Below are 26212 nucleotides of genomic sequence, written 5' to 3'. Positions count from 1 at the left end.
AACGAAACAGGCCGAGGCGGGGTGCTCGGCGAGTGATTCAGGCGTCCGGCCAGCGCTCGATGTAGATTGCTTTGTCCGTGTAGAAGTGAATCATGTCTTCGCCCTGTGCGTGTAAGTCGCCGAAGAAGGAGTCCTTCCAGCCACCGAAGTGGAAGAACGCCATCGGGGCGGCAGTTCCCGCGTTGACTGCGAGGTTCCCCGCCTCGACTTCGTGACGGAAGCGTTTGGCGTCACTGCCGCGGTCAGTGAAGAGACTGGAGGCGTTCCCGAAGTCGCTCCGGTTGACCAGGTCGATTGCGTGGTCGAAGTCTTCCGCTTCGACGAGTGCGAGGACGGGACCGAATATCTCCTCGCGCGCGATAGTCGCGTCGGGGTCCACGTCGCCGAAGATGGTCGGCCCGAGGAAACTTCCCTCAGCGGGAACGTCGGTCTCCCGGCCATCTAACAGCAGTTCTGCGCCCTCTTCGATACCCGTCTCGATGTAGTCGAGAACGTTGTCGCGGTGCGGGCCGGAGATGAGCGGTCCCATATCCACGTCGTCGCTGAGGCCGTCTGCGACGGTCATCTCACGGGCTTTCTCCACGAGCAGGTCTGCGAACTCGTCGTATATCGAGCTGTCCACGACGGCGACGGGGTTCGCCAGACAGCGCTGGCCGGTGTTGGCGAACGCAGACCCTAGCGTCTGGTCGGCGGCGAAGTCCAGGTCGGCGGACTCCGCGACCACGATGTGGTTCTTCGCGCCGCCTTGTGCCTGTACGCGCTTGCCGTGTTTCGCCGCGGATTCGTAGACGTGCTTCGCGACGGGCGTGCTGCCGACGAAGGAGACGCCCTCCACGCCGGGGTGTTCGATGAGTGCGTTGACGGCGTCGGCGTCACCGTTGACGAGTTGGACGATACCGTCGGGGAACCCTGCTTCGTCGACGAGTTCGACGATTTTCTGGGCGGTGACGGGCGTCTTCTCACTTGGCTTGAGGATGAACGCGTTCCCCGTCGCGACGGCGTACGGGAGGAACCACAGTGGAATCATGCCGGGGAAGTTGAACGGCGTGACGGCGGCGAAGACACCGAGCGGTTTTCGGACGGCAGTCTCGTCGATTTCGGGCGCGGCGTTCGGGAGATGACCGGCCTGCATCATCGACGGGATGCCACAGGCGACTTCGACGTTCTCGATTCCGCGCCGGAGTTCGCCTTTCGCCTCTTTGAAGGTCTTCCCGTGTTCTTCGACGAGCGCTTCTGCGAGTTCGTCCTGATGCGCTTCGAGGAGGTTCTTGAGTTCGAACATCGGTTGAATCCGCTGTTCGACCGGGGTGTTTCGCCACTCCTCGAAGGCTGACTGGCCGGCCTGTACGGCCTCGTCCACGTCGTCGGGGGTCGAATACTCAATCGTGGCGACGGTTTCGCCGTTCGCTGGGTTCTGTACTGGTTCACCGGCCGGGCCGGACGCGGGCGTCCAGCGGCCATCGATGTAGTTCTGAAGTTGTCGGGTCATGTGTCTGTGATTTCTTCTTCTCTGATGTCGATACGTCGCTCCCGAAGCTCAGAGATGAACTGGTCGGGGTCGAGGAGTTCTTCTGGTGGTTTCGCGCCGGTGTCGAGTGCGTCGCCCCGCCCGACTACCGCGGCGGCGAGACCCATCGGAACGCCTGTCCAGACGGCCGTCGCCTTGAGGCCCCAGTCGTCCAGGCGCGACTCGACGACGACGGAGTAGCGGTAGTGTCTCTGTTCGCCGTCTTTCGTCCCGGTCACGTCCACGCGGAAGGACTTCCACTCCTCGGCGGGGCCCGGTTTGGGCTGGTTGTCGAGGTGCCAGTCGAGAAACTCGCGTGGGCTGAACGTCGCGCCCGCGAACTCGACTTCCTCCTCGCTGGTCAGGTCGAGGCCGATGAGGACGTCACAGATGTTCACGAGGTCAGGTGAGAACGCGACGCGGAAGTCGACTGTCTCGACGCCCTCGAACGTGTACGGCATCGTCGCGAGTTCGCTGTGGATGCTGTGGAACCCTTCGACTTCGCCGACGGGGTCGGGCATGGTGTAGGTCTCACGTCCAGAGAGTGGGTCGAGCGTGCGGAACTCGCCGTCTTCGTAGACGACGGGTTCCATCGTGAGTTCGTCGAGAATCGTCTTCGCGGAGTAGGCGAACCCTTCGCCACCGCCTTTCGCGCCGGTGCGGATGTGAATCGCTTCGACGGCGTCGAGATTCGTCGCCGCCTTGGCCGTCGCGACGTTCGTGAGGCCGGGACTCGCACCGATGCCGAGGACGGCAGTGAGACCCGCTTCGTCGAAGGAGTCGTCGAGTTCGAGTTGTTTCTGCGTCTTGTGATAGAGGCCGCCGAGGTCCAGATAGTGACAGTCTGCGTCGAGACACGCCTCCATCACCTGCACGTTGAACGCATAGGGGAGTGCGTTAGCGACGACGTCACTGTCTGCGATAACGTCGACGAGTGCCTCGTGGTCGGTGACGTCGACGTGTGCCGTCGTCACCGCTCCCGGGAGTTCGGCAGCGAACTCGTCTGCGGCGTCTCTGTCGACGTCCGCGATGACGAACTCGTCGACGTCGTCGTTCGAGGCGAGTTCCCACGAGGTGGCCCGCCCCATCGCGCCACACCCGCCGAGTGCGATTACTTTCATTGATACGTTGTCCTCGCCATCTCAGTAGTCCTTGTAGTTCATCATGACAGCCTTGGTCTGTGTCATCGCTTCGAGGTGCCACTTACTGCCGTATCTGCCACCGGACCCGCTTTCACCGTATCCGCCGAACGGGAGGAGTCGCTCCCAGTAGTTGTTCGTCTCGTTGACGAAGACGCCGCCCGCCTTCAGGCGATTCGCGGCGTCGTGCGCCAGTTCGAGCGAGTCCGTGAAGACGGCGGCCTGAAGCCCGTATCGCGAGCGATTCGCGATTTCGATGGCTTCCTCGTAGTCCGCAGCGCGGATGACCGGTGTAATCGGGCCGAACGTCTCCTCGGTAGCGACGGCCATCTCCTCGGTCACACCGTCGAGGACTGCCGGGTCGAAGTAGAGGCCGTCCGTGTCGCCACCGGTACGGAGCGTCGCCCCCTTGGTGACGGCGTCGTCGACGTGTTCGACGGCAGTCGCCTGAATCCGCTCGGAGACCATCGGTCCGATATCGACGCCGTCTTCCAGTGGGTCACCGAGGACGAGTTGCTCCGTCTTCTCGACGATCGCGTCGACGAGTTCATCGTGGACCGCTTCGGTAGCGATGACTCGCTCCGTCCCACAACAGACCTGCCCGGCGTTCCAGTTGCTGCCGACGACGATGGACTCCGCCGCGTGGTCGATGTCAGCGTCGTCCAGAACGAGGATTGGGTCTTTACCGCCCATCTCCAGCAGACACTGGGCGTTGCGACTGGCCGCAGTCTTCGCTATCTGCTGGCCGACTGCCGTGCTCCCGGTGAAGGCGATGAGTCGCACGTCGTGGTGCTCGACGAGTGACTGCCCTGTCTCTCCTGCCCCGGTCACGAGGTTGAACGCGCCGTCTGGAAGACTGGACTGTTCGAACGCCTTGGCGATGTGGTAGGCCGTCAGTGGCGTCTCCTCGGCCGGTTTGAAGACGACGGGATTCGCCGTGGCGATTGCGGAGTAGATGCTTCCGCCCGGGACTTCCAGCGGGAAGTTCCACGGACTGATGACGGCACAGACGCCGTAGGGTTCGCGTTGCGTGTACGCGAAACGTCCACGGTGTTCGGACGGGACGACGTCGCCGAAGAGACGGATGGCGTCGTGGCCGTAGTCGTCACTCGAATTGATGACGTAGTCGGTCTCTTCGTAGGCCTCGTGGAGGGGTTTGCCCTCCTCCAGAACGATGCCCTCCGCGATTTCGTCTTCGTGCTCGACGAAATACTCGGTCACTTCGTCGAGGACTGCCGCGCGCTCGAAGGCGGTCATCTCCTCTAGTTCGCGTTGGGAGCGTCGCGCCGCTTCGACCGCACGCCGAACGTCGTCGGCTGTGGCGGCCGGAACGGTGTCGAGCACCTCCCCGGTTACCGGCGAGTCGACGTCGATTCCCTCGTCGCCCGAGGAATCGACCCACTCGCCATCTATGTAAAGCTGTTTCATGTGGGCCACTCACATAGATGAGGACCCTCGCCAAAAATCTTTCCGAGTAATGGGTTAAAAAGTGAAAAGGCTTCGGTCAGCGCGCTGCTTCGGCGAAGTCCTGAATATCGAGCCGTTCGAGTAACTCCTCGGTGGGCCGCCCGTCGGACGTGTATCCGCGTTTCTCGTAGTACTCGTCGAGCATCGTCGCGAACTCCGCTTCGGTGATGCGGTTGCCGTCGGCGGGACCACCCGCTTCGAGTGGTTCCGTAAAGCGGTCAGGCATCTCGTCTTCCTCGCGCCCGAACCCTTCACGTGCGTTGAACAGACGCGTCATCGTCCACGTGCGTTCGCCGATGGTTTCGAGTTCGTCCACCGTCACGTCGTATCCGAGTTCGTTCAGCCACTCGGCCACCCGCTCGTAGTTGTAGGCCGTAAAGTCACAGGTGACCATGCTGAACGTCAGTGCGTTGGCGTCCTGGTCTTCGATGACCGCGTCCGCCATCCCCTCGGTTCCGAAGGGGTCACGACTGCCACCCATCGCGTCACTTCCGATTGGCCACGCACGCTGGTGGCAGCCACCCCGGTCACTCGTCGCGTACGCGAGCGCCATCCCGAAGGATGCACGGGGTTCGTAGGCGGGGAGTTCCATCCCTTTGACCTGTATCGCGGCCGTACGAGCGCTGTCGTCGTCCAGTTCCTCGGCGGCCAACTTCGTCCCCTCTGCGAGGATGTCGCCGACGTCGTTGTCTCGGTGGGCGATATCTTCGATGAGTTGGGCGGCCGCTTGTGCGTCTCCCCACGAGAGGTCGTAGTCGATGAGGCCCTCTTCGACGCACTCCATCGCGAAGGAGATGACGTTGCCGAGGCTGATGGTGTCCATCCCGAGGGTGTCGGCACGGTGGGCCAGTTCCGTGATTCCCGTGACGTCCGTGATGTCCGTGTTCGACCCCATCATGCCGATAGTCTCGTACTCCGGTCCCCAATCGACGTTGGCGTCGGGGAACGCGGCGTCCTCGACGTCGGCGTCCGAGAAGTCGACGACGTGCCCACACGCGACTGGACACCCGTAACAGGAGTCAGTCGTCTGGTGGCCAACGCTGAACGCATCGATGTTGATGTCCTCTACGTCCGGGACTGTTCCTTTCGTCCAGTTGTGCGTCGGTAACGCCCCGATTTCCTGGGTCCAGTCCGGGATGAGTTGGGTCCCTCCGTCGCGTGCCCACGCGACTTCCTTGCTCGTCCCGAGTCGCTGTGTGTGCTTGATTCGCAGGTCCTGGATGTCCGACTTCGGCGGTTTCGCCGCGGTTGCGACGACGGCTTTGAGGTTCTTCGACCCCATGACGGCACCGACGCCGCCACGTCCGGCGTGGTGGGTCCCCTCGTCGCTCGAAATCGTCGCGTAGCGAACGAGATTCTCGCCAGCAGGGCCGATGGCCGCCGTCCGACTGTGTTTGTCGTCGAACTCCTTTGCCGTCTCGTCGGTCTTCATCCCCCAGAGATGGCTCGCGTCCTCGATGGTGACGTCTTCACCCGAGACGTCGAGATAGACGGGTTCGTCCGCCTTCCCCTCGACGACCATCCCGAGATAGGAGGGCAGTGCCCACCGGAACCGCGTCGGGAAGTGGCCGCCGGAGTACGAATCGACGTACGAACCTGTCAGCGGCGATTTCGTGATGGCGGCGTAGCGGGAGGTTCCCGGTGCGAACCCAGTGAGTGGCCCGAAGGCGAAGATGAGCACGTTCTCCGGCGAGAGCGGGTCGGTCCCCGGTTCGAGTTCGTCGAGCAACAGCGCAGCACCGAGACCTTTTCCGGCGATGAAACGGTCCCGGTAATCCTGTGGGACCTCTTCGGTCTCCACTGTCCGGTCGGTGAGGTTCACGCGCAGGAGGTGGGTGAGCTCCTGCACTTCGTCTGTCTGGACGACACGTTGTGACATACACGCACAGTCGAACAGACTTACCTTATAATTTTCCGAAGATTCTACGACAATATTCTGAGCAAAACGAGAAACGTTCGCCAGTGAGCGAATGTGGTGCCTGCTGACTGTGCCCGCGACGTGATGGACACTGTCGCGGACGGAGTGGTTAGCGGACGAGTGTGACCGCGTTCGACGCGCTCCATCCGATTCGGATGTTACGGCCGACGGAGAGGTACTCGTCCTGGTCGGTCAACTGTAAGTCGACCGTGAGTTCGCGCCCGTTCTCCAGTCGGACGACGAACTTCCCGAGGTTTCCTTTGTAGATTTCGTCGATGACTTCGGCCTTGAACTCGTTGTCGAGGCCACGAGCGTCGTCGCCGAGTCGTATCTTCTCCGGTCGGACGGCGAACGCGATTTCGCCGGATGCTTCCTCGTGGACCGGGACCCGGAACGTGAGTCCCCCGTCTTCGATGGTCGCACCGTCGGCGTCTTCGGCGTACGCACCGTGGACGAGGTTCGTCTCGCCGATGAAGTCGGCGACGAACTCCGACGCTGGTTCCTCGTAAATCTCTGTCGCAGTTCCGAGCTGTTCGAGGCGTCCCTCGTTCATCACTGCGATTTCGTCACTCATCGTCAGTGCCTCTTCCTGGTCGTGCGTCACGTAGACGAAGGTAATCCCGAGTTCCTCCTGCAGGTTCTTCAGTTCGACCTGCATGTTCTTTCGGAGTTTCAGGTCGAGTGCTCCGAGCGGTTCGTCCAGCAAGAGGACGGTTGGCTCGGTGACGAGTGCACGAGCGAGCGCGATGCGCTGCTGTTGTCCCCCGGAGAGTTCGGATATCTTGCGGTCTGCCATGTCCGGGAGCTCTACGAGGTCCAAGACGCGCTGGACGCGCGCGTCGATTTCCTCACTTCCGTGACGGCTGACCAGCCGCTTGAACGCCCCGCTCAGGCCGGACGATTGCGTGGCGGTCGCACCGCCATCCGCTGCGGTCCTGTCGTCCGGGATTCCCTGCATCTGCAGTCCGAAGGCGATGTTCTCACCGACGGTCATGTGGGGGAACAACGCGTACGACTGGAACACCATACTGGTGTCTCGTTCGAACGGTTGGAGGTCGTTGATTTGCTCGTTGCGGAGGTAGACGTCGCCTTTACTGGGTGTCTCGAACCCAGCAATCATCCGGAGGGTCGTCGTCTTCCCGCACCCGGATGGGCCGAGCAGGGTGAGGAACTTCCCCTGTTCGACGTCGAAGCTCACGTCCTCCACGGCGGTGACGTCACCGAAGTACTTCGAGACGCTGTCGAGTCGGACGTCGTAATCGGGCATCCTTAGCTGTCACCTCCGAACCGAATTTGCTGATACATCTATGCGTTCTTGATCTCCGTCCAGGCTTCGCTGTAGTACGACGTCGCCTGACCGACGTTCTCGATGAACTCGAGTTTCTCGAAGACCTCCTCCGGTGGGTAAATCGCCGGGTTATCCAGTGCCGCGTCGTCGACGAACTCTTTTGCCGCCTCGTTCGGCGTCGGGTAGTAGAGGTAGTTGGCGATTTCTGCGTTCATCTTGGCGTTCGTCAGGAAGTTGATGAACGCGTGCGCGGCGTTCGTGTGCTTGGCTTCCTTGGTAATCGCGGCGGTGTCGACCCAGACGACGCCACCCTCCTGTGGGACGACGTAATTGATGGGGGAGCTACCGTCTTCGTAGAGTTCCCAGTACGCGACGAACGCGTCACCGGACCAACAGTGGAGCGGGCTTGCCTCCTGATTCTGGAGTGCTGCCGCCCGCGACACCGACGAGTACGTGAGCAGAAGTGGTTTCTGGTCGATGAGGAGCTGTTTCGCTTCCTCGATTTTCTCCTCGTCGGTCGTGTTGAGGGAGTAGCCGAGATACTTGAGCGCGGCCCCGATGGTCTCGCGCATGTCGTTGAGCATCGTAATCTGACCCTGGTACTTGTCGTCCCACATAATCTCCCACGAGGGAGTGCCTTCGAGGTCAGGTGTCATCTCGGAGTTCCACGCGACACCACTGGTCCCCCAGAAGTACGGTGCCGAGTAGCGGTCCTCTCCGGGGTCGTACGGGGCGTCGTTCTTCCACATGGGTTCGAGGTTGTCCCAGTGTGGAATCATCCCCGTATCGAGCGGTTGGAGCAGGTCCTGTTCCACCATGATGCTCACCATATAGTCGCTGGGGAACACGAGGTCGAACTGACCGGATCCACCCGCCTTGAGCTTGTTGAACATCTCCTCGTTCGAGGCGTAGTTCGAGACGCTTACGTCGACACCGTAGGCCTTCTCGAAGATTTCGACCGTTCCAGATGGCCAGTAGTCGGTCCACTGGAAGACGGTGAGCGTCTCTTCGAGTTCGTAGTCGAGTTCGGGGAGCCCGTACTCTTCACGGACAGCCGGGTCACCACGGTCCTCTGGGGTGGACGTGTTCTCGGACTCTGTCGTGGTGTCTTCGTTTCCACCACCGCCGTCGTTTCCGCCCCCCGAGTTACCGTCGTCGCTTCCGCCGCCCGTACAACCTGCCAAACCAGCCATTCCTCCGACGCCGAGCGCGCCGGTCGTCTTGAGGAACGTACGCCGGGTCGAATTATCTTCAGGATTCATGGTATTCGGTAACAGTCTGTTTGGCAATTGACGACACGGGCCATAAATATTTTGGTGGCTATCTTTTACGACAGGCCCATTTTTTCGTTTACCACGTCAATCCCTGAACCTTTTGCGCGATAGCGATGATGATGAGCGTCCCGACGAGGATGAGCGTCGCGATGACGTTCACACCCGGAGAGATGCCCTGCCGGACCATCCCGAAGAAGAATATCGGGAGGGTGTTCTGGTTCCCGATGATGAAGAACGTCACGACGAAGTCGTCGAAGGACATCGCGAATCCGAGGAGTGCCCCGGCGATGATGCCGGGTTTGATAAGCGGCATCGTCACCCACCGGAACGTCTCGAGTTCGCTCGCTCCGAGGTCCATCGCCGCCTCTTCGAGTGTCCTGTCGAACGAGTGCAACCGTGCGAGGACGATGACCGTCACGTAACTGATGTCGAAGGCGATGTGGCCGATAATCGCCGTGACGATGCCCTGTTCGATACCGACGATGTTGAAGAACAGCAACAGCGAGATACCCATCACGATGCTCGGGATGATGAGTGGCATGTAGACGACGCCCTGCAGGAGATTCCGACCGGTGAACACGTACCTGTCGAGCGCGAGAGCGAGCATCGTCCCGAACGTGACGGAGACGATAACGGTCACGACTGCGATTATCAGCGAGTTCTGGAGTGCTATCCACGCCTGATTCGGGTCGACGCGGGCGATTGCCTCCCCGCTGAAGAGTGCCTCGTACCATCTGGTCGTAAAGCCGTTCCAGACGATGGCCGTCCGTGAGTCGTTGAACGACAGCGCTATCATCACCGCAATCGGGACGTAGAGGAACAGGTAGACGAGTCCCGTCTGCGCGGCGAGTGCCTTCTTGCCGTGACTGGCCATCAACCGCGAGCGCCAGACCTTCACCTTCGAGACGCTCACAGGAAGTCACCTCCAGTTCCGCGCTGGTACGCCCAGAGCGCGCCGAACATGATGACCATCAGGATGAACGCCGCTGCCGAACCGAGCGGCCAGTTGCCGGCGGCACCGAACTGCGCGGCGATGAATTCGCCGATGGTGGCCGTACTCGCCCCGCCGAGGAGGTCCGGAATCACGTACGCGCCCACGGCCGGAATGAACACGAGGATGCTCCCCGCCACGACACCAGGCATCGAGAGGGGAAGCGTCACGTAGCGGAACGAGTCCAATCTGTCCGCTCCGAGGTCCATCGCCGCTTCGTTGAGTTCTGGGTTCAGTTGTTCGAGACTGGCGTACACCGGGAGAATCATGAACGGGACCCAGATGTAGACGAGGCCGAACTGCACGGCGAAGTCCGTGTAGAGGAGTTGGACGTCGGTTGCGATACCGAGCGTCGCAAGCAGGTTGTGGACGAGGCCGTTCTTCGCGAGAAGAATCTTGATGGCGTAGACCCGAACCAGGTACGACGCCCAGTAGGGAAGCACGACGAGGGCGATGAGCATCGTCTGCCAGCGCTCACTCGCGTGCCGGGCGACGAAGTACGCCATCGGGTACCCGAGGAGCAGTGCGACGACAGTCGTCACGATACCGAAGTAGATACTCTTGAAGAGCAACTGGACGTACGGCGTCGGTTGGGCCGTCGCCGGGTTCGAGACGAACGGGACGAAGTGCCCGATGGCCCACGCGACACTGATCCATATCGATTCGAGTAGCGATGCTCCTTCCGGAACGAAGAACGTCGTGTACTGCTGGAGGCCGAGATATTCGAACCCGAGGAGCACCTCTCCAAACGCACCACGCTCACCGAAGCTGAAGTACAGCATCACTGCGAGTGGTGCGAGGAAGAAGACGCTTAGCCAGACACTTGCCGGGAGGATGTTTGCGACCAACCCGACGTACTTGTGTCGGCGGACCCGCGTGAACAGGTCCGGTAACGCATCTGTGGTGTTAGTTGCCATACGTGAGTCTCACTAACACGGAAGGATGCTAGGAGGGTAAATAAGTTTTCAATATCAGGGTGATAATTCCGATATTCTCTCTGTCGCGGCACATTTTCACCAAATTTTCGCCTGTAGGCGCATCGTTTTTGTCGGCAGAGGTATAACGCGAAGGTGTGTCTGAAAACGAGCACCCGTCGTCTCCCATCGATGGAGTCGACCGAAGTATTCTGAAGATTCTCCAGTCCGACGGCCGAACTGCCCTCTCAGAAATCGCACGCCGTCTCGATATGGGGAGTGCGACGATTCACGAACGAGTCAGGTCACTCGAAGAACACGGCTACATCCGCGAGTACCGCGCAATCCTCGACCCAAAGCTCCTCGGTATCGACCAGGTTGCGTTCGTCCAGGTCGAGACCACTGCTGGTCGGTTCTCGGAGGTTGCAGAGCGTCTCGCAGAACACCGTGAGGTCCAAGAAGTACACGAGATAACGGGCGACGCCGACCTCCTGTTGAAGGTTCGCGTCACAGAGACGGACGAACTCTCGGATTTCCTCTCGACGCTCGGAGAGTCTGATGGAGTCCGAAAGAGCGCGACCAACGTGAGTCTCCGGACCGTCAAGGAGGACGGTCGCCTCGACCTGAACGGCAAATGACCGAGTTGTCACCCGGCGTTCGGAGCGAGGTCGGGTCCCTCGAGAGCGTCCTCGTTCACGAACCTGGCAAAGAATTCACCTCCGTCATCGACCCAGACGCGTGGGGGTGGGACGGCCTTCCGCGTCTCAAACAGGCGGCCAAAGAACACGAACGGCTCGTCGAGACGCTGAAGTCGTACGATGTCGACGTGCACGAACTCGGTGAGACAGACCAGACGCTCGCCGAGTCACTGTTCGTCCGCGACGTCGGCTTCGTCGTCGAAGGTGGCGCGGTCATCGGGAAGATGAACGAGTACATCAGACATGGCGAAGAACACCGACTCGCGACCCGTCTCGTCGAGATGGGAATTCCGGTCTATCACACGGTTCACGGTGAGGGTGGGTTCGAGGCGGCGAACCTCATCTGGTTAGACCGAGAGACGGTCGCAATCGGCCGGTCGAAGACGACGAACACCGAGGGGATTCGTCAGATTCGGAGCGTCCTCGACACCTACGACATCGACATCGTCGAAGTCCCGATATTCGGGAGCACCAACTCGACTGGACAGACACACCTCGCGCTGGTGTTCGGCATGGTCGCCCCGGACGTCGCGCTCCTCTACCCGCAGGCTGTTCCAACCGAGTTCCGGGAACTCCTCGTCGACCGCGGTATCGAAATCATCGAAGTGCCCACTCGCGAGCAACGAAATATGGTGACGAGTTGTATCGTCGTCGACGACGAGACTGTCGTCCTCTCCGCCGGCAACCCCGTGACACGGGACGCGCTTCGCGAGCGCGGGTTCGAGGTCATCGAACTCGATATCCGAGAAATCAGAAAGGCAAGAGGCGGCCTGAAAGGGCTCATCCTCCCGCTCGAACGGTCGTAACCCCGGAAGCAGCAACAGGGCCCAAAAAACCTCGCCGGTGCTCGTTCTAGAAGACTGCCTCGATACTCTCGCGGAGTACGGAGACGGCCTCGTGAATCTCTTCTTCGGTGATACAGAGCGGCGGCGATAGGACGAGTTGAACGTCCGGGCGTGCAGAACCGAAGATGACGCCGCGTTTCTTGGCTTCAGTGCGCACTGCACCGACGGGGTTGTCGCCCTCGTCGATACGTGGGTCGAAGAAGTGTTCGCCCGTCTCGGGGTCCGCGAACTCGACGCCCCAGAGGAGGCCACGGCCGTGCACGTCGCCGACGACGTCGTAGTCGTCTTCGACTCCCGAGAGCGCGTCTTCTAACACGGGTGCGAGGTCACGAGCGTTCTCGAAGAGACCATCCTCGTACGACTTGACGGCGGCGACACCGGCGGCACAGGCCACGGGGTGGCCGGCGAACGTCTGTCCGACGGGCATCCCCTCTTGGTCGAGGAATTCGGCGATTTCGCCGCTCGTGATGACGCCGCCGAGTGGGACGTACGCCGAGGTCACCCCCTTCGCGAATGTAATCATGTCGGGTTGGACGCCTTCGGTCTGGATGCCGAACCACTCCCCACACCGTCCGAACCCAGCGATGACTTCGTCGGAGACGAGGAGGATGTCGTACTCGTCGCAGATTTCGCGCACGCGTTCGAAGTAGCCCGGCGGTGCGGGGTACGCACCACTGGTGCCCGCGATGGGTTCGGTGATGAGCGCCGCGATGGAATCTGGCCCTTCGTTCTTGATGACCCACTCCAGGTGGTCTGCGGCCTGTTCTGCGAGTTCTTCGGGCGTGTCGGCGTTGAACGGACCGCCGAAGTCGAGTGGGGGAAGGAACTTCGTGTGGCCGGTGACCGCACTGTAGCGTTCGACTTCGGCCCGCGTCTGTGGGTCACCGGTCAGGGCGGACGCACCGTAGGTCGACCCGTGGTACGAACGCCAGCGGGTCAGAACCTTGGGCGCGTCCTGATAGGCCCGCGCGATTTGCATGGCGGACTCGTTCGCTTCGCTCCCTGTGACGGAGAAGAACACGTCGGTCAGGTTCTCCGGTGCGCGCTCTGCGAGCAGGGACGCGAGTTCGTCTCGTGAGTCGTTGCCGAGCGCAGACGAGACGTAGGGGATGTCACTCGCCTGTTTCGTCATCGCGTCCACGATTCGCTGGTCCGAGTGACCCGCGTTGACGCAGTAGAGTTGCGCCATGAAGTCGAGATAGCCGTTCCCGTCTTCGTCGTATACCGTCGAATTCTCGCCGTCCACGATAGATATCGGCGGACTTTCTGGGCTATACCAGTGTGGTATCGAGTGACTGTCCATGCACATCTCTCGGATAGCACCGGAATAAAGTTTTGTGCGAAGCGAAATATCCGATAGTCTTTCGGCGATTGATATCTTTCACCGAAGACCACCGTAACGTGTATGGTCCCCTGGGGTGTGCGAAGGGTATGCACGAAGCACGCGACAGTGCCGAGTCGGACGCGGTAGACCTCCCGGAGTCCGTAGACGTCGCCGTCGTCGGTGCGGGCGTCATCGGGTGTGCCATCGCAGAGACGCTCGCCACCGAGTACGAGGTTCTCGTTCTCGACCGTTCGGGTGTCGCAGAAGGGGCGACTGGGCGTGCCGCGGGCGTCATCACGCCGACGTTGTTCTACGGCGACCACCCCGACGTGGCACGCCACGCGAACGAATTCTTCCGCGCGTTCGACGGGACTCACGGATTCGAGTTCACCACCAGACGCCGGTACGATTACGTCGTCGAAGACGAGGTGGAGACGGCACGCGAACGCGCCACCGAACTCGCCGAACACGGGTTCCCGGTCACCTATCTCGACGCCGAATCTGCCGAGTCCGAAGCACCGCGCCTGCGACTCGACGACTTCGCAGGTGCGGTTCGGTACGACGACGCCGGTTGGGTCGACCCCTACACGTTCGCTGTGGCCCTCCAGCGTCGGGCGTCAGAACGTGGCGCGCGGTTCGAACTGGACCGAGAAGTCGTGTCGGTGTCCGAGAACGCTGTCGAACTGGCAGACGACGACGTCCACGCAGACCACGTCGTCGTCGCCGCCGGGTTCAACACACCCGACCTGCTCGGCAGGTCTCTCCCGATTCAGCCGTATCGAACGCAGTGTGTCGTGCTCGAACCGTCGGAACTCCTCGACGATTCGTTCCCAATCGGCCGCGTCGGAACCGAACACCTCTACTTCAGACCGGAGCACAACGGCGACTTACTCGTCGGTGGGTCACACGACATCGTCTCCGACCCCGAGGGTGTGAGCCAGCAGGCCGACGAATCCTTCGTCAGGGACGTGGCAGTGACGATTCCCGAACTCGTCACCGGATTCGAAGACGCAGGCTTGGTAAACGGATGGGCGGGCGTCGATAGCGCGACGCCAGACGCACGCCCTATCCTCGACGTCACCGATGGTGTCTACGTCGCCGCGGGGTTCAATGGCCTCGGCGTCCTCGCCGCGCCAATCGCAGCGGCCGTAACCCGAAGCCACGTCACTGGTGAATCGCCGCCGTTCGACCTGTCTCCGTTTGCGCTCGACCGGTTCGCCACGCAGGACGCCGACTTCGACCTGCGAACGACGTCCGACGTCGGCCGCTGAACACGAGGACAGAGCATAACTTTTCGCCTTTGAGCCAACTTCCCCAGAGATGTTTCGGTGTGGTATCAACACAGGCAAAGGTTTATTGATGAATTCCTCGTCAAAGGGAATGATGAGTCATGGTGACAAACAGCAACGACCCGACCACGCTGCACGCTTCCGGGAGAAGACCCCGGAGAGTCGGGCGTTCCACGAACACGCTGCAAGCGTAACTCCACTGGGAGTCGAATCCAACGTCCGCTCGTTCGACCCGTACCCGTTCTATACGGAACGCGCAGAGGGGTCGTACATCTACGACGTCGACGGAAACGAATATCTCGACTTCCTGCTCGCACTCGGCCCGATAATCCTCGGGCACAACCACCCCGAAGTGGTCAGTGCGGTCCAGGAGATGGCCGAGACGCTCGACGTGACGGCGACACCGTCGCCCATCGCCATCGAGTTCATGGAGAAAGTCGTCGAGATGACGCCCAGTATCGAGACGGTTCGGATGGCCAACTCCGGAACCGAAGCGACGATGCACGCGATTCGCGTCGCGCGCTCGTACACGGGGAAAGACAAGATTGCCAAGCCCGAAGGTGGCTACGCGGGCGCACACGACTACGCGCTTCAGTCCGTCTACGCCAGCGAGGAAGCGATGGGCCCGGCAGACGAACCGAACACCGTCTCCTACGGCACCGGTATCCCGGACGCAGTCCAGGAAACTGTCGTGCCGATTCCGTTCAACGACAAAGAATCGACGGAGAAGATTCTCCGCAAGCACGCCGACGACATGGCGGCGGTCATCATCGAACCCGTCATGTTCTCGTGTGGCTGTCTGAAACCCCGTGACGGCTACCACGAGTTCCTCCGCGAACTTACCGAGGAACTCGGTATCGTCCTCATCTGGGATGAAGTCATGACCGGCTTCCGTCTCGGCCCACAGTCCGCGCAGGGCCGCCTGGACATCATGCCCGACATGACGACGTTCGCCAAGGCTGCCGGTGGCGGCTATCAGGTCGCCGGGTTCGGTGGCAAAGAAGAGATTATGGCCGAAATCATCCCGCCGGGCAAGCACGAAGGCGAGAAGTGGAACACGTCGGCGTTCCACGGTGGCACGTACAACGGCCACCCAGTCGCCGCCGCAGCAGGCCTCGCGACGCTCGAAGTCCTCGACTCGGGCGGCGTCTACGAACACATCGACCGCCTCGGCGACAGACTCTTCACCGGCCTGCAAGAGGCCGCTGACGACGTTGGACTGCCGGTGAACGTCCAGCACATCGGCAGTATGGGCCAGGTCTACATGACCGACCACGACATCCACCGCTACCGCGACACGTGGCACGCGAACGAAGAGCAGTTCGCCGACTGGTGGCTTGAGGCCGCCGCGGATGGCGTCCTCTTCGGGAACCCGATGCAGGGCGAGCGCTTCTTCACGACGCTCACCCACACGGAAGACGAAATCGACCACGCCATCGAAGTCGCCGAAGACGCCTTCCGTGCCGTCGACCACGAGTACTAGTCGATGGTGGCGGACGCTCCCCCAGAGAGCGCGGACGTCGTCATCGTCGGCGGGGGCGTCATCGGATGCGCCGCCGCCAGACTCCTCGCGAGTGACCACGACGTCGTCGTCGTCGAACGGGGGCAACTCGCCGCCGAAGCGACTGCACTCGCTGCAGGAGAGGTGACGATTACACCGTCGTACACGGATTATCCAGAAGTCGGAGACCACGCCCTCGACTTCTTTCACGAGTACGACGGAACCGGAGAGTTCCACTACGAGGACCGAGAGAGCGTCGAACTCGTCCCGACAGACCGTGTCGGTGAAGCACGGCGACGGAGCGAGAGACTCGCGTCAGAAGGGTACGACGTCGAATTCCTCGACCGAGACGAAATCGAATCTCGGTATCCTGGATTCGACCTTGGCGCGGAGTTCGAGGCAGGGGTCCGACACGCAGACACGGGCTTCGTCGACCCCTACACGTTCGCGATGACGCTCGCCGACGACGCCACCGAGCGTGGCGCGACGTTCCTCACAGGAACTGCCGTCACCGACGTCCTCGTCGACGGCGAGACGGTCACGGGCGTCGAAACCGACGAGGGAACCATCGAGGCACCCACAGTCCTCGTCGCGGCGGGATGGCGCACACCGGAGTTCCTCGACGGCATCACGCCAGTCCCAGTTCGCCCGTATCGGACGCAGTGTATCGTCCTCGACCTCGGAACCGACGTGGGCGAGGCGTTCCCGATGGGCTGGATTCCCGGGAAGCACGTCTACTTCCGGCCCGAACTCAACGGCGACGTACTCGTCGGCGGGTGGTCGTTTGCGACCGACGACCCAGTCGGAGCGAGTGGGAACGCAGACGAAGAGTTCATCCAGCACGTCGCGGACCTCGCACCAAGATTCTTGGCCGATGGTGACCGCGCCCGCTTCGTCAATGGGTGGGCCGGCGTCGACGGTGCGACGCCCGACACACGCCCAATCATCGACTCACCGGCGGACGCCCCTGACGGACTCGTCGTCGCGACGGGATTCCACGGGCGCGGCGTCATGACAGCGCCCGTCGCCGCGACGCTCGTCCGGAGTATCGTCACCGGGGAGGAGACGGACCTCCCACGCGAACCGTTCGCTATCGACCGGTTCGAGGACCGTTCACGGGACTTCCGGTTCGTCTCGATTAGTTCGGGCGACGAATCGTACGAAGCGGACTGACCGTCGCACCCCTCGCGGGGGCATTGCTTTTCGCCCGCGGCCATCGTGAAATGGGGATGCCACTTAACGTCGTAGCAGTCCAATTATCTGTATGGCACTGGACGTCGACTCCCCGAATGCCCCCGACCTTACGAACCGAGGCATCCCTACTGAGGTGGACCTCTCCGAGACGTTCGGCACCGAATCTGACTACCGGCGAGAAGAGCTCCAGGAGTTCCTTCGGGACGGTGCGTGGAAAGAGGCGTTCGAAGAGTGGGCGAAGTACACTGACCTCTCGGATGCCGAGTACGAAGCGGTGCTGGACCGGGGCCTCTTCGAACAGATAGACTTCTATTGGGACCCCGTCGAGGAGCGGATTCAGTCTGTCGTCCCGGAGGTGTCGGACGAGTGGCCCGGTGAGAACGACATTTCCTCGAAAGTACGAACCGAGCTGAGTGACCTCGGCGACGCAGTCACCGAGATGCTCGAAGTCAGCTACGTCGATTGGAGCTCAGACGGCCGGTCGGAGAAAGTCTGGTCGGAACTGAAATACAGCGAGGAACTCGAATTCAGCGGGGAAGCGGAACCCAGTGGAGAAGTGCCGTACAACGAGGAGACGGAGTTCGAGGACTGACCGTCTTCGGAAGCCCGTCTCTGAACTCGACTTCCTGTAGATACTCGTTCGTCGACAACCCGAATTCGGCGTGTTCGTTTCTGTCCGCCGCGGGCAACACCGAGTTACGTCAGACTGGAGAACGCGTTCTCGTTCGGCACACAGTATTTCTGTCCCGCGGTGGTACGGTCTGTACCTCCCTCATGAAGTCGTATCCAGACCTTCCGTCACTCTCGGACGCGCCCCCCGAGTTGCTCTCGAGCGGTCACCTGTGGCTTCGCGAGTACGTCGCTGGCCGTCGGATACGATTTCAGATGGCCTCCTCTGGGCTCCTCGCCTTCGGCGATAGCGAACGTAGCTTCGACGAGGTACCCCCGCCGTTTGGACTGGCCGCCAGACACGTCCGCGAACAGTTCGACAGAGACGCATTCTTCGACGCCGTCTCCGACCCATCCGGATACGTGTTCTTCGGTATCGCACCCTGTGCCGTCGGTGTCGACTACGACTGGGAACGAACGCCGCCGTTTCTGGGCTGGTCGGTGTGGTCCGAGGAGAAAGGACGACTCCTCCCAATCGACACCGCCGAGCGAATCTACGAGCGACTCGGACTCACACCACTCGATACGTTCCAGAAGGAGGTGAACGTCCGCGACTTCCACCCCGAACGGTACGAAATCCCCGGGTCAGCGTGGTACGATGGCCCCGCGCGGGGTGTCATCGTGGAGAACCGGCGTGGTGGGTGCGCGCTCCTCCAAAACGATGCCGTTATCGACGGAGACGCACCCGAACCCATCCGCGGCGACCCGGAGACAGTTGCGAATGAACTCGTCACGGAGCGACGACTCGACCACGCCGTCGCGGCAGTCGAGGGACTCGGGAAACCGGTCACGACCGACGACGTTCGGACTCGTGTGTTCGAGATGGTCGCTCGTGAGGAGTACGACCGACTCGACGCTGGTGGAGTCGAGTGGAAGAACCTCCAGTCGGCGATTGGATCGGTCGTCGCTGCGGAACTCGGCCGGACACGCGATACCTGAGTCGGCGGACCTCTCGCCACCGAGACGACTCCGAGGGGCATTTACTGTCCGACCTCGTTTCGCCAGCTATGGACATGGACCCCGAGGAGAATCACCGCGGGTGGGCAGAACGCTCTGGTGACTTCTCGCCGGCCTACTACGCCGACATCGGCCCGAACGAGGTCACCGAGACGCTCGCGACGGTTTTCGACCACTACGTGAGCACCGACGCCAAAATTCTCGAAGTCGGGTGCAGTTCTGGCCGCCACCTCGCCCACCTCCTCGACCACGGATACGAGAACCTCACGGGCATCGACCTCAACGACGAGTCGTTCGAGGTGATGGCCGAGTACTACCCGGAACTCGCCGAGACGGGTACCTTCCTCACGGGTTCGCTCGAAGAGTTCGCCCCCGAATTCCGTGACGACCAGTTCGACGTCATCTACTCCGTCGAAACCCTCCAGCACGTCCACCCCGACGACGCGTGGGTGTTCGAAGAGTTAGCTCGGGCGACGAGTGACCTCCTCATCACCGCAGAGAACGAAGGCAACAGTCCTGTCCGGGGCCGCGGTGATGCGGAAGTGAGTTACGTCAACGACGATTTTCCACTGTTCCACCGAAACTGGAAACAGGTATTCTCCGACGTTGGTCTCGCGCAACTGCTCGAAGAACCGGGCAAACGTGATACTGTTCGAGTATTCCGTGTAATCTGATAGGTAAACTTATACCTGTCTGTGAGTATATCGCCTATCCGTTCGTCAGTTGAGTGCCTGTTGTGGTATGCGGTTGTGCCAGTAGTGTGTTTACATATGAGTACACCCGTGGTCGACTGGTCACTTCTGCCATCACTTTTGAACGCCGTTCAATCCTCTAATTGCTTCTTAAGGTCAGTATGGAGCACTCAATCCCCTCGGGTGATTCTGAAAAATGAGAACAGTACCTCGGGGTAATATTGTCGATATATTCCAATACTACTGGACGGTCTTGCTCATGAAATCTACGTCCTCGGCGCACCCCAAAGTTGTCACAGGATGATTCTCATATTTATCAGCATTTAAGAGAAATCACAGAAATATAAGAAAAATCGAATTTCGATTAGCGTAATTTCTCGACAGTTCTCGGACGCAGAGGAACCGTCCTCCTAGTCACATCCGGGACCGCGATATTTCACGTCTCTCTCACCGAAGTGAAGTTCGACCACAAAAGAGGTAGAACGAGAACGGCGCGACAGATTGCTAGTCGGTTAACTGCACTGCTCAGAGAGAACGTCGTTCAACGCTTCGAGAAGGTGGTCTGCGTGGGTACGCTCGAACACCAGTGGCGGCCGTATCTTCAGTACGTTGCCGTCTTTACCTGTCGAACCGACGAGGACCCGTCGCCGGCGCAACTCGTTGACCACTGCTGTCGTCTCTCTCGATGCGGGTTCCCGGTTTTCCCGGTCTCTGACGAGTTCGACGCCAACCATGAGCCCCTGCTGTCGAACCGCTCCGACGAGTTCGTACTCGGCAGCCAGTTCCTGAAGTCCGTCGTTCAGGTACCCGCCGACGTCGGTGACGTGGCTCAACAGGTTCCGGTCTTCGATTTCGTCGAGCACCGCCAGCGCGGACGCACAGGAGACGGGATTGCCGCCGAACGTACTGAAGAAACCAGTCTCGTCGTAGAGTGCCGATGCCACGTCCGAACGCGTCACGACGGCCGCGATGGGATGCCCGTTCCCCATCGGCTTTCCCATCGTGACGATGTCGGGGACGACGTCAGTACACTGGAAGCCCCAGAGATTCGACCCGCTTCTGGCGTGTCCAGCCTGTACCTCGTCCGCGACGACGAGTCCCCCAGCCGTGCGGACGCGATGTATCATTTCCTCCAATCGTGCCTCGTCCGGCGGGTGGATACCGTCGCTCGTGAACAGTGAGTCGAACACGAACGCCGCGGTTCCGATTCCACGATTTTCGAGAGATTGGATGGCTTGTGCGGTGCTTTCGACGGGACTGGTATCGCTGGTCGTTCCGCCGTGAGGTGCCTCGAGAGGTGGCTGGACCGTCTCGACGTGATTCGGGTCGAATCCATCGGGCCAGATTTCGGGCGACTGCATCGACGTCACGTCGGTAATCCCGTGGTACGCGTATTCCGAGACGAGTGCTCCGCTATCACCAGTTGCGGCGGTTGCGAGTCGCCACGCTACGTCGTTGGCCTCGCTCCCCGAGTTGACGAACATGACCCTATCGAGTTCGTCTGGCATCGTCGCCAGGAGACGCTCGGCCAGCGTGACGGGTGCTTCGTGGAGATAGCGCGTGTTGGTGGCGAGCGTGCGAGCTTGCCCCCCGATTGCCTCGGCGACGGCGGGATTTCCGTGACCTACCACCTGGACGTTGTTGTACGCATCGAGATACCGACGACCGGCCGAATCGAACAGCCACACTCCCTCGCCGCCGACGAAGTGGATTGGGTCGTCGTACGAGAGTGGCGACTGACCGAGGACTCGACGGCGACGAGATTTCAGTTCGGCCGTCTCGATTCGTGGATACGGGACGTTACTCGACAGGGCGGCGGTCCGCAAGCGTCGTCCGACGACGTCCAGCCCCGTCTCGTCCAAAACCCGGAGCAGTCTCCACGCGTCGTCGACGCCCGCGACGGTGTGACCGGTCTTCTCCGGATGTTCGTCGACTCGCCACGCGACGATGACGCCCCACTGGAGAAGTCGTGTCGCGACGAGGTCCGCCAGTAAGCGCGCCTCCTCGTCTTCGAGCGGCGTGACGCTCACGTACCCCCGAGTCACCTCCTGTGCGGCCTCGATAGGGTTCTGATGACGGTACATCACGCTCGCGAGTGCCATCACGAGGTCACTCACGAGGGCCGTGTGCGTCAGGTCGCCGAAATCGACGATGCCGCTGACTCGGTCGTGTTCGTCTAACAGTACGTTGTCCAGCGTGAGGTCGTTGTGGATTACCTGTGCGCGAAGCGAATCGAACACCGGTTCGACGCGGTCATCGAACCGGTCGAGGACGCGTTCGGCTAACTGGCGTCGCTCTTCGTCGGTGACGCTGTCGAGCAACGACCGAAGTGATGCGGCGTGTTGCAGGTCCCACAGGATGTCGTAGTCTGCGTTGGGATGGAAGAACCCACGAAGGGCGTTCCCGAGTCTGGCCACCACTTCGCCGTATTCGTACAGTGCGTCTTCGTCTAGCGTCTCCTCCGACACGATTCGACCGGGGACGTGGGTGAACATCCGGACGAAGTTCCTCACACCGTCGTCGTCCGTGACAGACGTCCACGCCGACCCGTCGACAGTCGGAACGATTTCCATCACCGGTAGGTCGGGGTCGGTCCGGTACACGTGACGTAACGCCTCGGTCTGTAAGTCCAGCGTTGCGGCGTCGTCTGCGGGACTCGATATCTTCAGCACGTACGCGTCTCCCTCGTCGGTATCGATTCGGAAGTTCTGGTCACGCTCGCTACTGAGTTCCGTCACAGAACCGGACACCCCGAATACCCTGTCTGCGATTTCTGCAGCATCCGATATCTCGTATGACGGGGGGTGGACGACGAGTGCTTCCGTCCCCGGTGGGCCGTCGCTCATCGACCAGACACCACCCGAACGTACTGTGGTAACATGTGGCCAATAACGAGACTACCTGACCTTAACGGTTTCTTCGCCGTCACGTGCGTCGGAGGGCTCCGAGCGTTGGCGGGGTGCGAAGCGTTGTGGAACCCGCAGAGGACTCGCCGAAATGAGGAACGGTTCTGCTCCGCACAGTACGGACGCGATGGTCGAACGGTCGAACTGGGGGACCGATTCGAACTGGCGTGAACCGCGCCGTCGCTCGGGTGAAATCAGCACCACCGATATCTATAAGGAAACAGTTTCGGAATACTCGTCCATGGCCGAGTACGAATACCTGGAGACAGAGATAGCGGAGCGTACACTGACAATCACGCTCTCGAACGAGCGTTCACTCAACGCACTGAACACCACCTTGCGTGCGGAGTTGGAAGACGCACTCCTGAGTGCCGAAGACGACGACGAAATCCGTGCTGTGGTTCTCACCGGTGCTGGCAGGGCGTTCTCCTCCGGGTACGACTTCGGTGAAGAGAGCACCAAGACGATGGACGACGTCATCAAGTCGTCGTACACGCACCTCGATACCATCTTCAACCTGAATCTCCCTGTCATCGCGGCAGTGGACGGATACGCGCTTGCCGGTGGATGTAACCTGGCTCTCGTGTGTGACCTGACGATAGCGACTGAGCGCTCGGAGTTCGGCTTCCCGGACGTTCACATGGGCGAACTTCCACCTCGACTCGTGTTGCCGTTCGTGACCGACTCGTTGAAACACGCGCGAGAACTGCTGTACGGCGGGAAACACGTCAGTGCCGAAACCGCCGAGGAGATGGGGCTGATAAATCGAGTCGTCGAAGACGAAGACGCACTGTGGGAGGCAGTCGAAGAAGAGGTCTCCTATATCAAGAAAACACCCAGTTCTGTCGTGAAACTCCTCAAGGACACGCTGAACGACATTCAGGAGACACAGGGGTATCGCTCGAACTCTGCGGGCAAAATCGACGAGTACCTCTTCGCTGTGACCACCGAAACCGAGACTGCGCACCGATTCCACGAGATTGTCGACGAGGAGGGCGTGAACGCGGCTATCGAATGGATGAATACCGCAGAAAAAGACTAGCCACAGACCGTCGGTATTTACCGGGGTTCCCATTCGGCGTCGATTTCGAGACTCGCATCGAGTATCGACAGTCCGTCTTCGGTGGCGACGACCGGATTGATGTCCAGTTCGTCGATTGCGGGATTACTCGTCACGAGGTCGGATATCGACAGGAGTAACTCGACGAGTTCGCCTCTATCGACCGCTGGGAAGTCGCGGGGACCGTCGAGTAACGCCCGCGCTTCGATTTCGTCTATCATCTCCCTCGCGTCGTGTTCCGTGACGGGGAGTGCTCGGAACGCAACGTCGTCGATTGCCTCGACGAGAACCCCGCCGATTCCGCAGGTGACGACGGGGCCAATCTCCGGGTCGTCGACGACGCCAACCAGCAGTTCGATTCCGTTCGGGACCATCGGTGAGACCAGTACGCCTTCCACCCGGGCGGCGGGGTCGTACTCACTCGCGTTGGTGCGAATCCGGTCGAACGCCTCTCGAACCGACCGTTCTCCCTCGACGTCCAACTCGACGCCGCCCGCTTCGGTCTTGTGAACGATATCCGGCGACGCAATCTTCATTGCGACCGGTTCGTCGAACTCGGTTACGATTTCGACCGCTTCGTCGGCAGTCTCCGCGAGTTCGAACGCCGAGACGGGTGCACCGTGGTCGGCCAGTACTGTCTTGGATTCGAACTCGGAGAGCGTCGACCGACCCGCACGAATCGCGTCGGCGATGCGCGTGTCCGAGTTCTCCTCGGCGTCGACGACGAAATCCGATTTTTCGTCCGCGTGAGACAGGTGGCCGCCGTACTCCGCGAGTGCTCGCAGTGCTTCGACTGCCGTGTCGACTTCTGCGTACACTGGCACACCGTTCTCCGAGAGGTAGTCGAGTGCTGTCGAACACCCGAGTTCGTCCCAGAGACTGTTGAATACGACGGGCTTCCCGACGTCGTCGACCATCTCTGTAACCTTCCGAGCGATGTTGAGGTCACGTGTCGGGTCGTCGTCGGGTTCTCGCCCGTCACCACTCCACCAGCATTCCTCGTATCCGAGGGCACCACCCGTAATCAGGAGTGCATCGACGTTCGGGTCTTCGAGGATGTGTCGTGCCGTATCGTACCACATCGTCTCGTGGTCGGACATCCCCATCACGTCGACTGGATTGGTGAGGTTCGGCGACAGTTCGTACAGTCCTTCGAGCGTCTTCTGTGTTTCATCGGTCAAATCCGGGAGTGTCAGACCCGCCCGCTCGATGGCGTCTGCGGTCACCGTAGCGTGGCCCCCACCGTCGGTGAGCACGGCGACGTTCGGCCCATCCGCAACTGGGCACGTCGTCAGTGCCTCCGCGACGGGGACGAGCAGGTCCACGCTGTCGAGAGGATAGATTCCGGCCTGACGGTACGCCGATTCGACGACGTCGACGTCGCCGGCCAGTGACGCAGTGTGAGATTTCGCCGATTCCCTGCCTTCGGCGGTTCGACCAGATTTGTACGTGACGATGGGCTTCTCGCGAGAGACGCGCCGGGCTTCCTGTAGGAACCGTCGACCATCGTTCATGCCTTCGATGTACATGACGACGCCGTCTGTATTCTGTTCCGCACCGAGGAACTGGAGATATTCGTAGAATTGGATGTCGGTTTCGTTCCCGACGCCGATGTTGTAACTGAACCCCACGGTTCCGCTGTCTTCGGCATCGACGGAGAGTGCGATTCCCATGTTCCCGGACTGGGTTATCATCCCGAGGCTCCCCGGTGTCGTTCTGATGCCGCCGAGGAGGTGGACGTGCTGGTGGACGAAGTCGGCCCCCTGGATATTCGGTCCGATTAGTCGGACGTTCGCCTCTCGTGCAGCTGCAGCGAGTTCCTCCTCCAGAGACTCTTCGCCCACTTCACCGAAGCCAGCAGTATTGATGACGGCACCTGCGATACCCGCCTCGCCGCACTCACGGATTGTCTCGGGAACGAACTGTGCGGGAATCACGATGAACGCCAGGTCGACCTGTCCCGGAATATCGAGGACAGACGGGTACGCCGGCAGGCCGTGAACCTCGTCGTATTTCGGGTTCACCGGATAGATGTCGCCTTCGTACCCCCACCGAAGCAGGTCTGATATCGTGTAGTTGCCGCGCTTGTGTGGGTCCTGTGACGCACCGACAACCGCGATAGCGTCTGGATTAAATAGCCGCTCGAGTTGCTCCATTGTACTGAGAGAACGAGAGAACCATCTAATAGATTGGGGTGGTGTCACACAGTGACAGGCTTCGAGATGTCCATCACGAACCACCGTCGATTCGGGTGATACGACGCAGACGAGCTACGCCCTTCGGTACGCCGGTGCTTTCGCCAAGCGAGAGTGCAACTGCTTTTTGATGACCCTGTAGGGGGTCGACATTCGTGGCCGTAGGCTCACTTACCGAAAGGGCCACGATTTGAATTCACACATAGTGAATTTCACACGGTTTTACCTGGGTGACTGGACGACTCAGGTCGAGCGCGGGACAAAAATTCACACATCGTGAACTAAATCGTGGGGCTGACTCTATTATGGATGCTACGTTACAAAGATACGTCTGTAATACAGTGTGTCCTGTTATCCCGGGACAGGGGACCGCTGAGCAGCCTG

The 26212-nt window shown here is 60.8% G+C and carries 20 protein-coding genes; 9 read left to right on the top strand and 11 right to left on the bottom strand.

Annotation, left to right across the window (positions count from 1 at the left end; genetic code table 11):
• Positions 1-37 precede the first annotated feature (37 nt).
• From ACK3R5_RS17395 to ACK3R5_RS17360, 8 genes are all read right to left on the bottom strand, one after another.
• Complete coding sequence (locus ACK3R5_RS17395; RefSeq protein ID WP_411968747.1) at positions 38-1489, bottom strand: CoA-acylating methylmalonate-semialdehyde dehydrogenase; 1452 nt, start codon at positions 1487-1489, stop codon at positions 38-40.
• Positions 1486-2628 (bottom strand): saccharopine dehydrogenase family protein, encoded by a 1143-nt coding sequence (locus tag ACK3R5_RS17390; protein ID WP_411968746.1) that lies wholly within the window; start codon positions 2626-2628, stop codon positions 1486-1488. The genes ACK3R5_RS17395 and ACK3R5_RS17390 overlap by 4 nt, the downstream gene beginning before the upstream one ends.
• 21 nt (positions 2629-2649) lie before the next feature.
• Complete coding sequence (locus tag ACK3R5_RS17385; protein ID WP_411966102.1) at positions 2650-4074, bottom strand: aldehyde dehydrogenase family protein; 1425 nt, start codon at positions 4072-4074, stop codon at positions 2650-2652.
• A gap of 76 nt (positions 4075-4150) precedes the next feature.
• Positions 4151-5992: an aldehyde ferredoxin oxidoreductase family protein gene (locus ACK3R5_RS17380; RefSeq protein ID WP_411968745.1), complete on the bottom strand. Its 1842-nt coding sequence runs from the start codon at positions 5990-5992 to the stop codon at positions 4151-4153.
• A gap of 148 nt (positions 5993-6140) precedes the next feature.
• Positions 6141-7298, bottom strand: coding sequence for an ABC transporter ATP-binding protein (locus tag ACK3R5_RS17375; RefSeq protein WP_411968744.1), 1158 nt, complete (start codon positions 7296-7298; stop codon positions 6141-6143).
• Between the two features lie 38 nt (positions 7299-7336).
• Positions 7337-8512: a spermidine/putrescine ABC transporter substrate-binding protein gene (locus tag ACK3R5_RS17370; protein ID WP_411968969.1), complete on the bottom strand. Its 1176-nt coding sequence runs from the start codon at positions 8510-8512 to the stop codon at positions 7337-7339.
• 157 nt (positions 8513-8669) lie between these two features.
• On the bottom strand, positions 8670-9506 hold the full coding sequence (locus tag ACK3R5_RS17365) for an ABC transporter permease (protein ID WP_411966106.1): 837 nt from the start codon (positions 9504-9506) through the stop codon (positions 8670-8672).
• Positions 9503-10501 carry an ABC transporter permease gene (locus ACK3R5_RS17360; protein WP_411966107.1) on the bottom strand — a complete coding sequence of 333 codons (999 nt, stop codon included), beginning with the start codon at positions 10499-10501 and terminating at the stop codon, positions 9503-9505. The genes ACK3R5_RS17365 and ACK3R5_RS17360 overlap by 4 nt, the downstream gene beginning before the upstream one ends.
• A gap of 155 nt (positions 10502-10656) precedes the next feature.
• Between ACK3R5_RS17360 and ACK3R5_RS17355 the strand changes: the two genes are divergently transcribed.
• The gene (locus ACK3R5_RS17355; protein ID WP_411966108.1) at positions 10657-11136 is read left to right on the top strand and encodes an Lrp/AsnC family transcriptional regulator; all 480 of its coding nucleotides are present in this window, start codon (positions 10657-10659) and stop codon (positions 11134-11136) included.
• Positions 11133-12002: a dimethylarginine dimethylaminohydrolase family protein gene (locus tag ACK3R5_RS17350; protein WP_411966109.1), complete on the top strand. Its 870-nt coding sequence runs from the start codon at positions 11133-11135 to the stop codon at positions 12000-12002. The genes ACK3R5_RS17355 and ACK3R5_RS17350 overlap by 4 nt, the downstream gene beginning before the upstream one ends.
• Positions 12003-12048: 46 nt before the next feature.
• On the opposite strand, the gene ACK3R5_RS17345 is transcribed toward ACK3R5_RS17350, so the two are convergent.
• Positions 12049-13344, bottom strand: a complete 1296-nt coding sequence (locus ACK3R5_RS17345; RefSeq protein WP_411968743.1) for an aspartate aminotransferase family protein — start codon at positions 13342-13344, stop codon at positions 12049-12051.
• Between the two features lie 128 nt (positions 13345-13472).
• On the opposite strand from ACK3R5_RS17345, the gene ACK3R5_RS17340 reads away from it, so the two are divergent.
• The 6 genes from ACK3R5_RS17340 to ACK3R5_RS17315 all read left to right on the top strand — a co-directional run bounded on the left by ACK3R5_RS17340 (position 13473) and on the right by ACK3R5_RS17315 (position 19649).
• On the top strand, positions 13473-14636 hold the full coding sequence (locus ACK3R5_RS17340; RefSeq protein ID WP_411968742.1) for an NAD(P)/FAD-dependent oxidoreductase: 1164 nt from the start codon (positions 13473-13475) through the stop codon (positions 14634-14636).
• Between the two features lie 112 nt (positions 14637-14748).
• Positions 14749-16137, top strand: a complete 1389-nt coding sequence (locus ACK3R5_RS17335) for an aspartate aminotransferase family protein (RefSeq protein WP_411966112.1) — start codon at positions 14749-14751, stop codon at positions 16135-16137.
• A 3-nt stretch (positions 16138-16140) separates the two neighbouring features.
• On the top strand, positions 16141-17328 hold the full coding sequence (locus ACK3R5_RS17330; protein WP_411968741.1) for an NAD(P)/FAD-dependent oxidoreductase: 1188 nt from the start codon (positions 16141-16143) through the stop codon (positions 17326-17328).
• 91 nt (positions 17329-17419) lie between these two features.
• Positions 17420-17941: a hypothetical protein gene (locus ACK3R5_RS17325; RefSeq protein ID WP_411968740.1), complete on the top strand. Its 522-nt coding sequence runs from the start codon at positions 17420-17422 to the stop codon at positions 17939-17941.
• A 293-nt stretch (positions 17942-18234) separates the two neighbouring features.
• Positions 18235-18957, top strand: coding sequence for a hypothetical protein (locus ACK3R5_RS17320; RefSeq protein WP_411968968.1), 723 nt, complete (start codon positions 18235-18237; stop codon positions 18955-18957).
• 74 nt (positions 18958-19031) lie between these two features.
• On the top strand, positions 19032-19649 hold the full coding sequence (locus ACK3R5_RS17315) for a class I SAM-dependent methyltransferase (protein WP_411968967.1): 618 nt from the start codon (positions 19032-19034) through the stop codon (positions 19647-19649).
• Positions 19650-20179: 530 nt separating this feature from the next.
• Here the strand turns inward: ACK3R5_RS17315 and ACK3R5_RS17310 are convergent.
• Positions 20180-22513 carry an aminotransferase class III-fold pyridoxal phosphate-dependent enzyme gene (locus ACK3R5_RS17310; RefSeq protein WP_411968739.1) on the bottom strand — a complete coding sequence of 778 codons (2334 nt, stop codon included), beginning with the start codon at positions 22511-22513 and terminating at the stop codon, positions 20180-20182.
• A 301-nt stretch (positions 22514-22814) separates the two neighbouring features.
• On the opposite strand from ACK3R5_RS17310, the gene ACK3R5_RS17305 reads away from it, so the two are divergent.
• Positions 22815-23615, top strand: coding sequence for an enoyl-CoA hydratase/isomerase family protein (locus ACK3R5_RS17305; RefSeq protein WP_411966117.1), 801 nt, complete (start codon positions 22815-22817; stop codon positions 23613-23615).
• A gap of 17 nt (positions 23616-23632) precedes the next feature.
• Here ACK3R5_RS17305 and ACK3R5_RS17300 read toward each other — a convergent pair whose 3' ends face one another.
• On the bottom strand, positions 23633-25789 hold the full coding sequence (locus ACK3R5_RS17300; protein ID WP_411968738.1) for an acetate--CoA ligase family protein: 2157 nt from the start codon (positions 25787-25789) through the stop codon (positions 23633-23635).
• Positions 25790-26212: the final 423 nt, after the last annotated feature.

Source organism: Haloferax sp. YSSS75 (genome assembly GCF_046764215.1).
Lineage (GTDB): Archaea > Halobacteriota > Halobacteria > Halobacteriales > Haloferacaceae > Haloferax.
The sequence above is the reverse complement of the archived record's forward strand: the minus strand, read 5'-3'. Positions and strand labels throughout refer to the sequence as shown.

Excerpts from the sequence above, each read along its gene's own strand:
- ACK3R5_RS17395 (WP_411968747.1), bottom strand. The coding sequence starts at position 1,489 with ATGACCCGACAACTTCAGAACTACATCGATGGCCGCTGGACGCCCGCG.
- ACK3R5_RS17390 (WP_411968746.1), bottom strand. The coding sequence starts at position 2,628 with ATGAAAGTAATCGCACTCGGCGGGTGTGGCGCGATGGGGCGGGCCACC.
- ACK3R5_RS17385 (WP_411966102.1), bottom strand. The coding sequence starts at position 4,074 with ATGAAACAGCTTTACATAGATGGCGAGTGGGTCGATTCCTCGGGCGAC.
- ACK3R5_RS17380 (WP_411968745.1), bottom strand. The coding sequence starts at position 5,992 with ATGTCACAACGTGTCGTCCAGACAGACGAAGTGCAGGAGCTCACCCAC.
- ACK3R5_RS17375 (WP_411968744.1), bottom strand. The coding sequence starts at position 7,298 with ATGCCCGATTACGACGTCCGACTCGACAGCGTCTCGAAGTACTTCGGT.
- ACK3R5_RS17370 (WP_411968969.1), bottom strand. The coding sequence starts at position 8,512 with ATGGCTGGTTTGGCAGGTTGTACGGGCGGCGGAAGCGACGACGGTAAC.
- ACK3R5_RS17360 (WP_411966107.1), bottom strand. The coding sequence starts at position 10,501 with ATGGCAACTAACACCACAGATGCGTTACCGGACCTGTTCACGCGGGTC.
- ACK3R5_RS17350 (WP_411966109.1), top strand. The coding sequence starts at position 11,133 with ATGACCGAGTTGTCACCCGGCGTTCGGAGCGAGGTCGGGTCCCTCGAG.
- ACK3R5_RS17345 (WP_411968743.1), bottom strand. The coding sequence starts at position 13,344 with ATGGACAGTCACTCGATACCACACTGGTATAGCCCAGAAAGTCCGCCG.
- ACK3R5_RS17340 (WP_411968742.1), top strand. The coding sequence starts at position 13,473 with ATGCACGAAGCACGCGACAGTGCCGAGTCGGACGCGGTAGACCTCCCG.
- ACK3R5_RS17335 (WP_411966112.1), top strand. The coding sequence starts at position 14,749 with ATGAGTCATGGTGACAAACAGCAACGACCCGACCACGCTGCACGCTTC.
- ACK3R5_RS17330 (WP_411968741.1), top strand. The coding sequence starts at position 16,141 with ATGGTGGCGGACGCTCCCCCAGAGAGCGCGGACGTCGTCATCGTCGGC.
- ACK3R5_RS17325 (WP_411968740.1), top strand. The coding sequence starts at position 17,420 with ATGGCACTGGACGTCGACTCCCCGAATGCCCCCGACCTTACGAACCGA.
- ACK3R5_RS17320 (WP_411968968.1), top strand. The coding sequence starts at position 18,235 with ATGGCCTCCTCTGGGCTCCTCGCCTTCGGCGATAGCGAACGTAGCTTC.
- ACK3R5_RS17315 (WP_411968967.1), top strand. The coding sequence starts at position 19,032 with ATGGACCCCGAGGAGAATCACCGCGGGTGGGCAGAACGCTCTGGTGAC.
- ACK3R5_RS17310 (WP_411968739.1), bottom strand. The coding sequence starts at position 22,513 with ATGAGCGACGGCCCACCGGGGACGGAAGCACTCGTCGTCCACCCCCCG.
- ACK3R5_RS17305 (WP_411966117.1), top strand. The coding sequence starts at position 22,815 with ATGGCCGAGTACGAATACCTGGAGACAGAGATAGCGGAGCGTACACTG.
- ACK3R5_RS17300 (WP_411968738.1), bottom strand. The coding sequence starts at position 25,789 with ATGGAGCAACTCGAGCGGCTATTTAATCCAGACGCTATCGCGGTTGTC.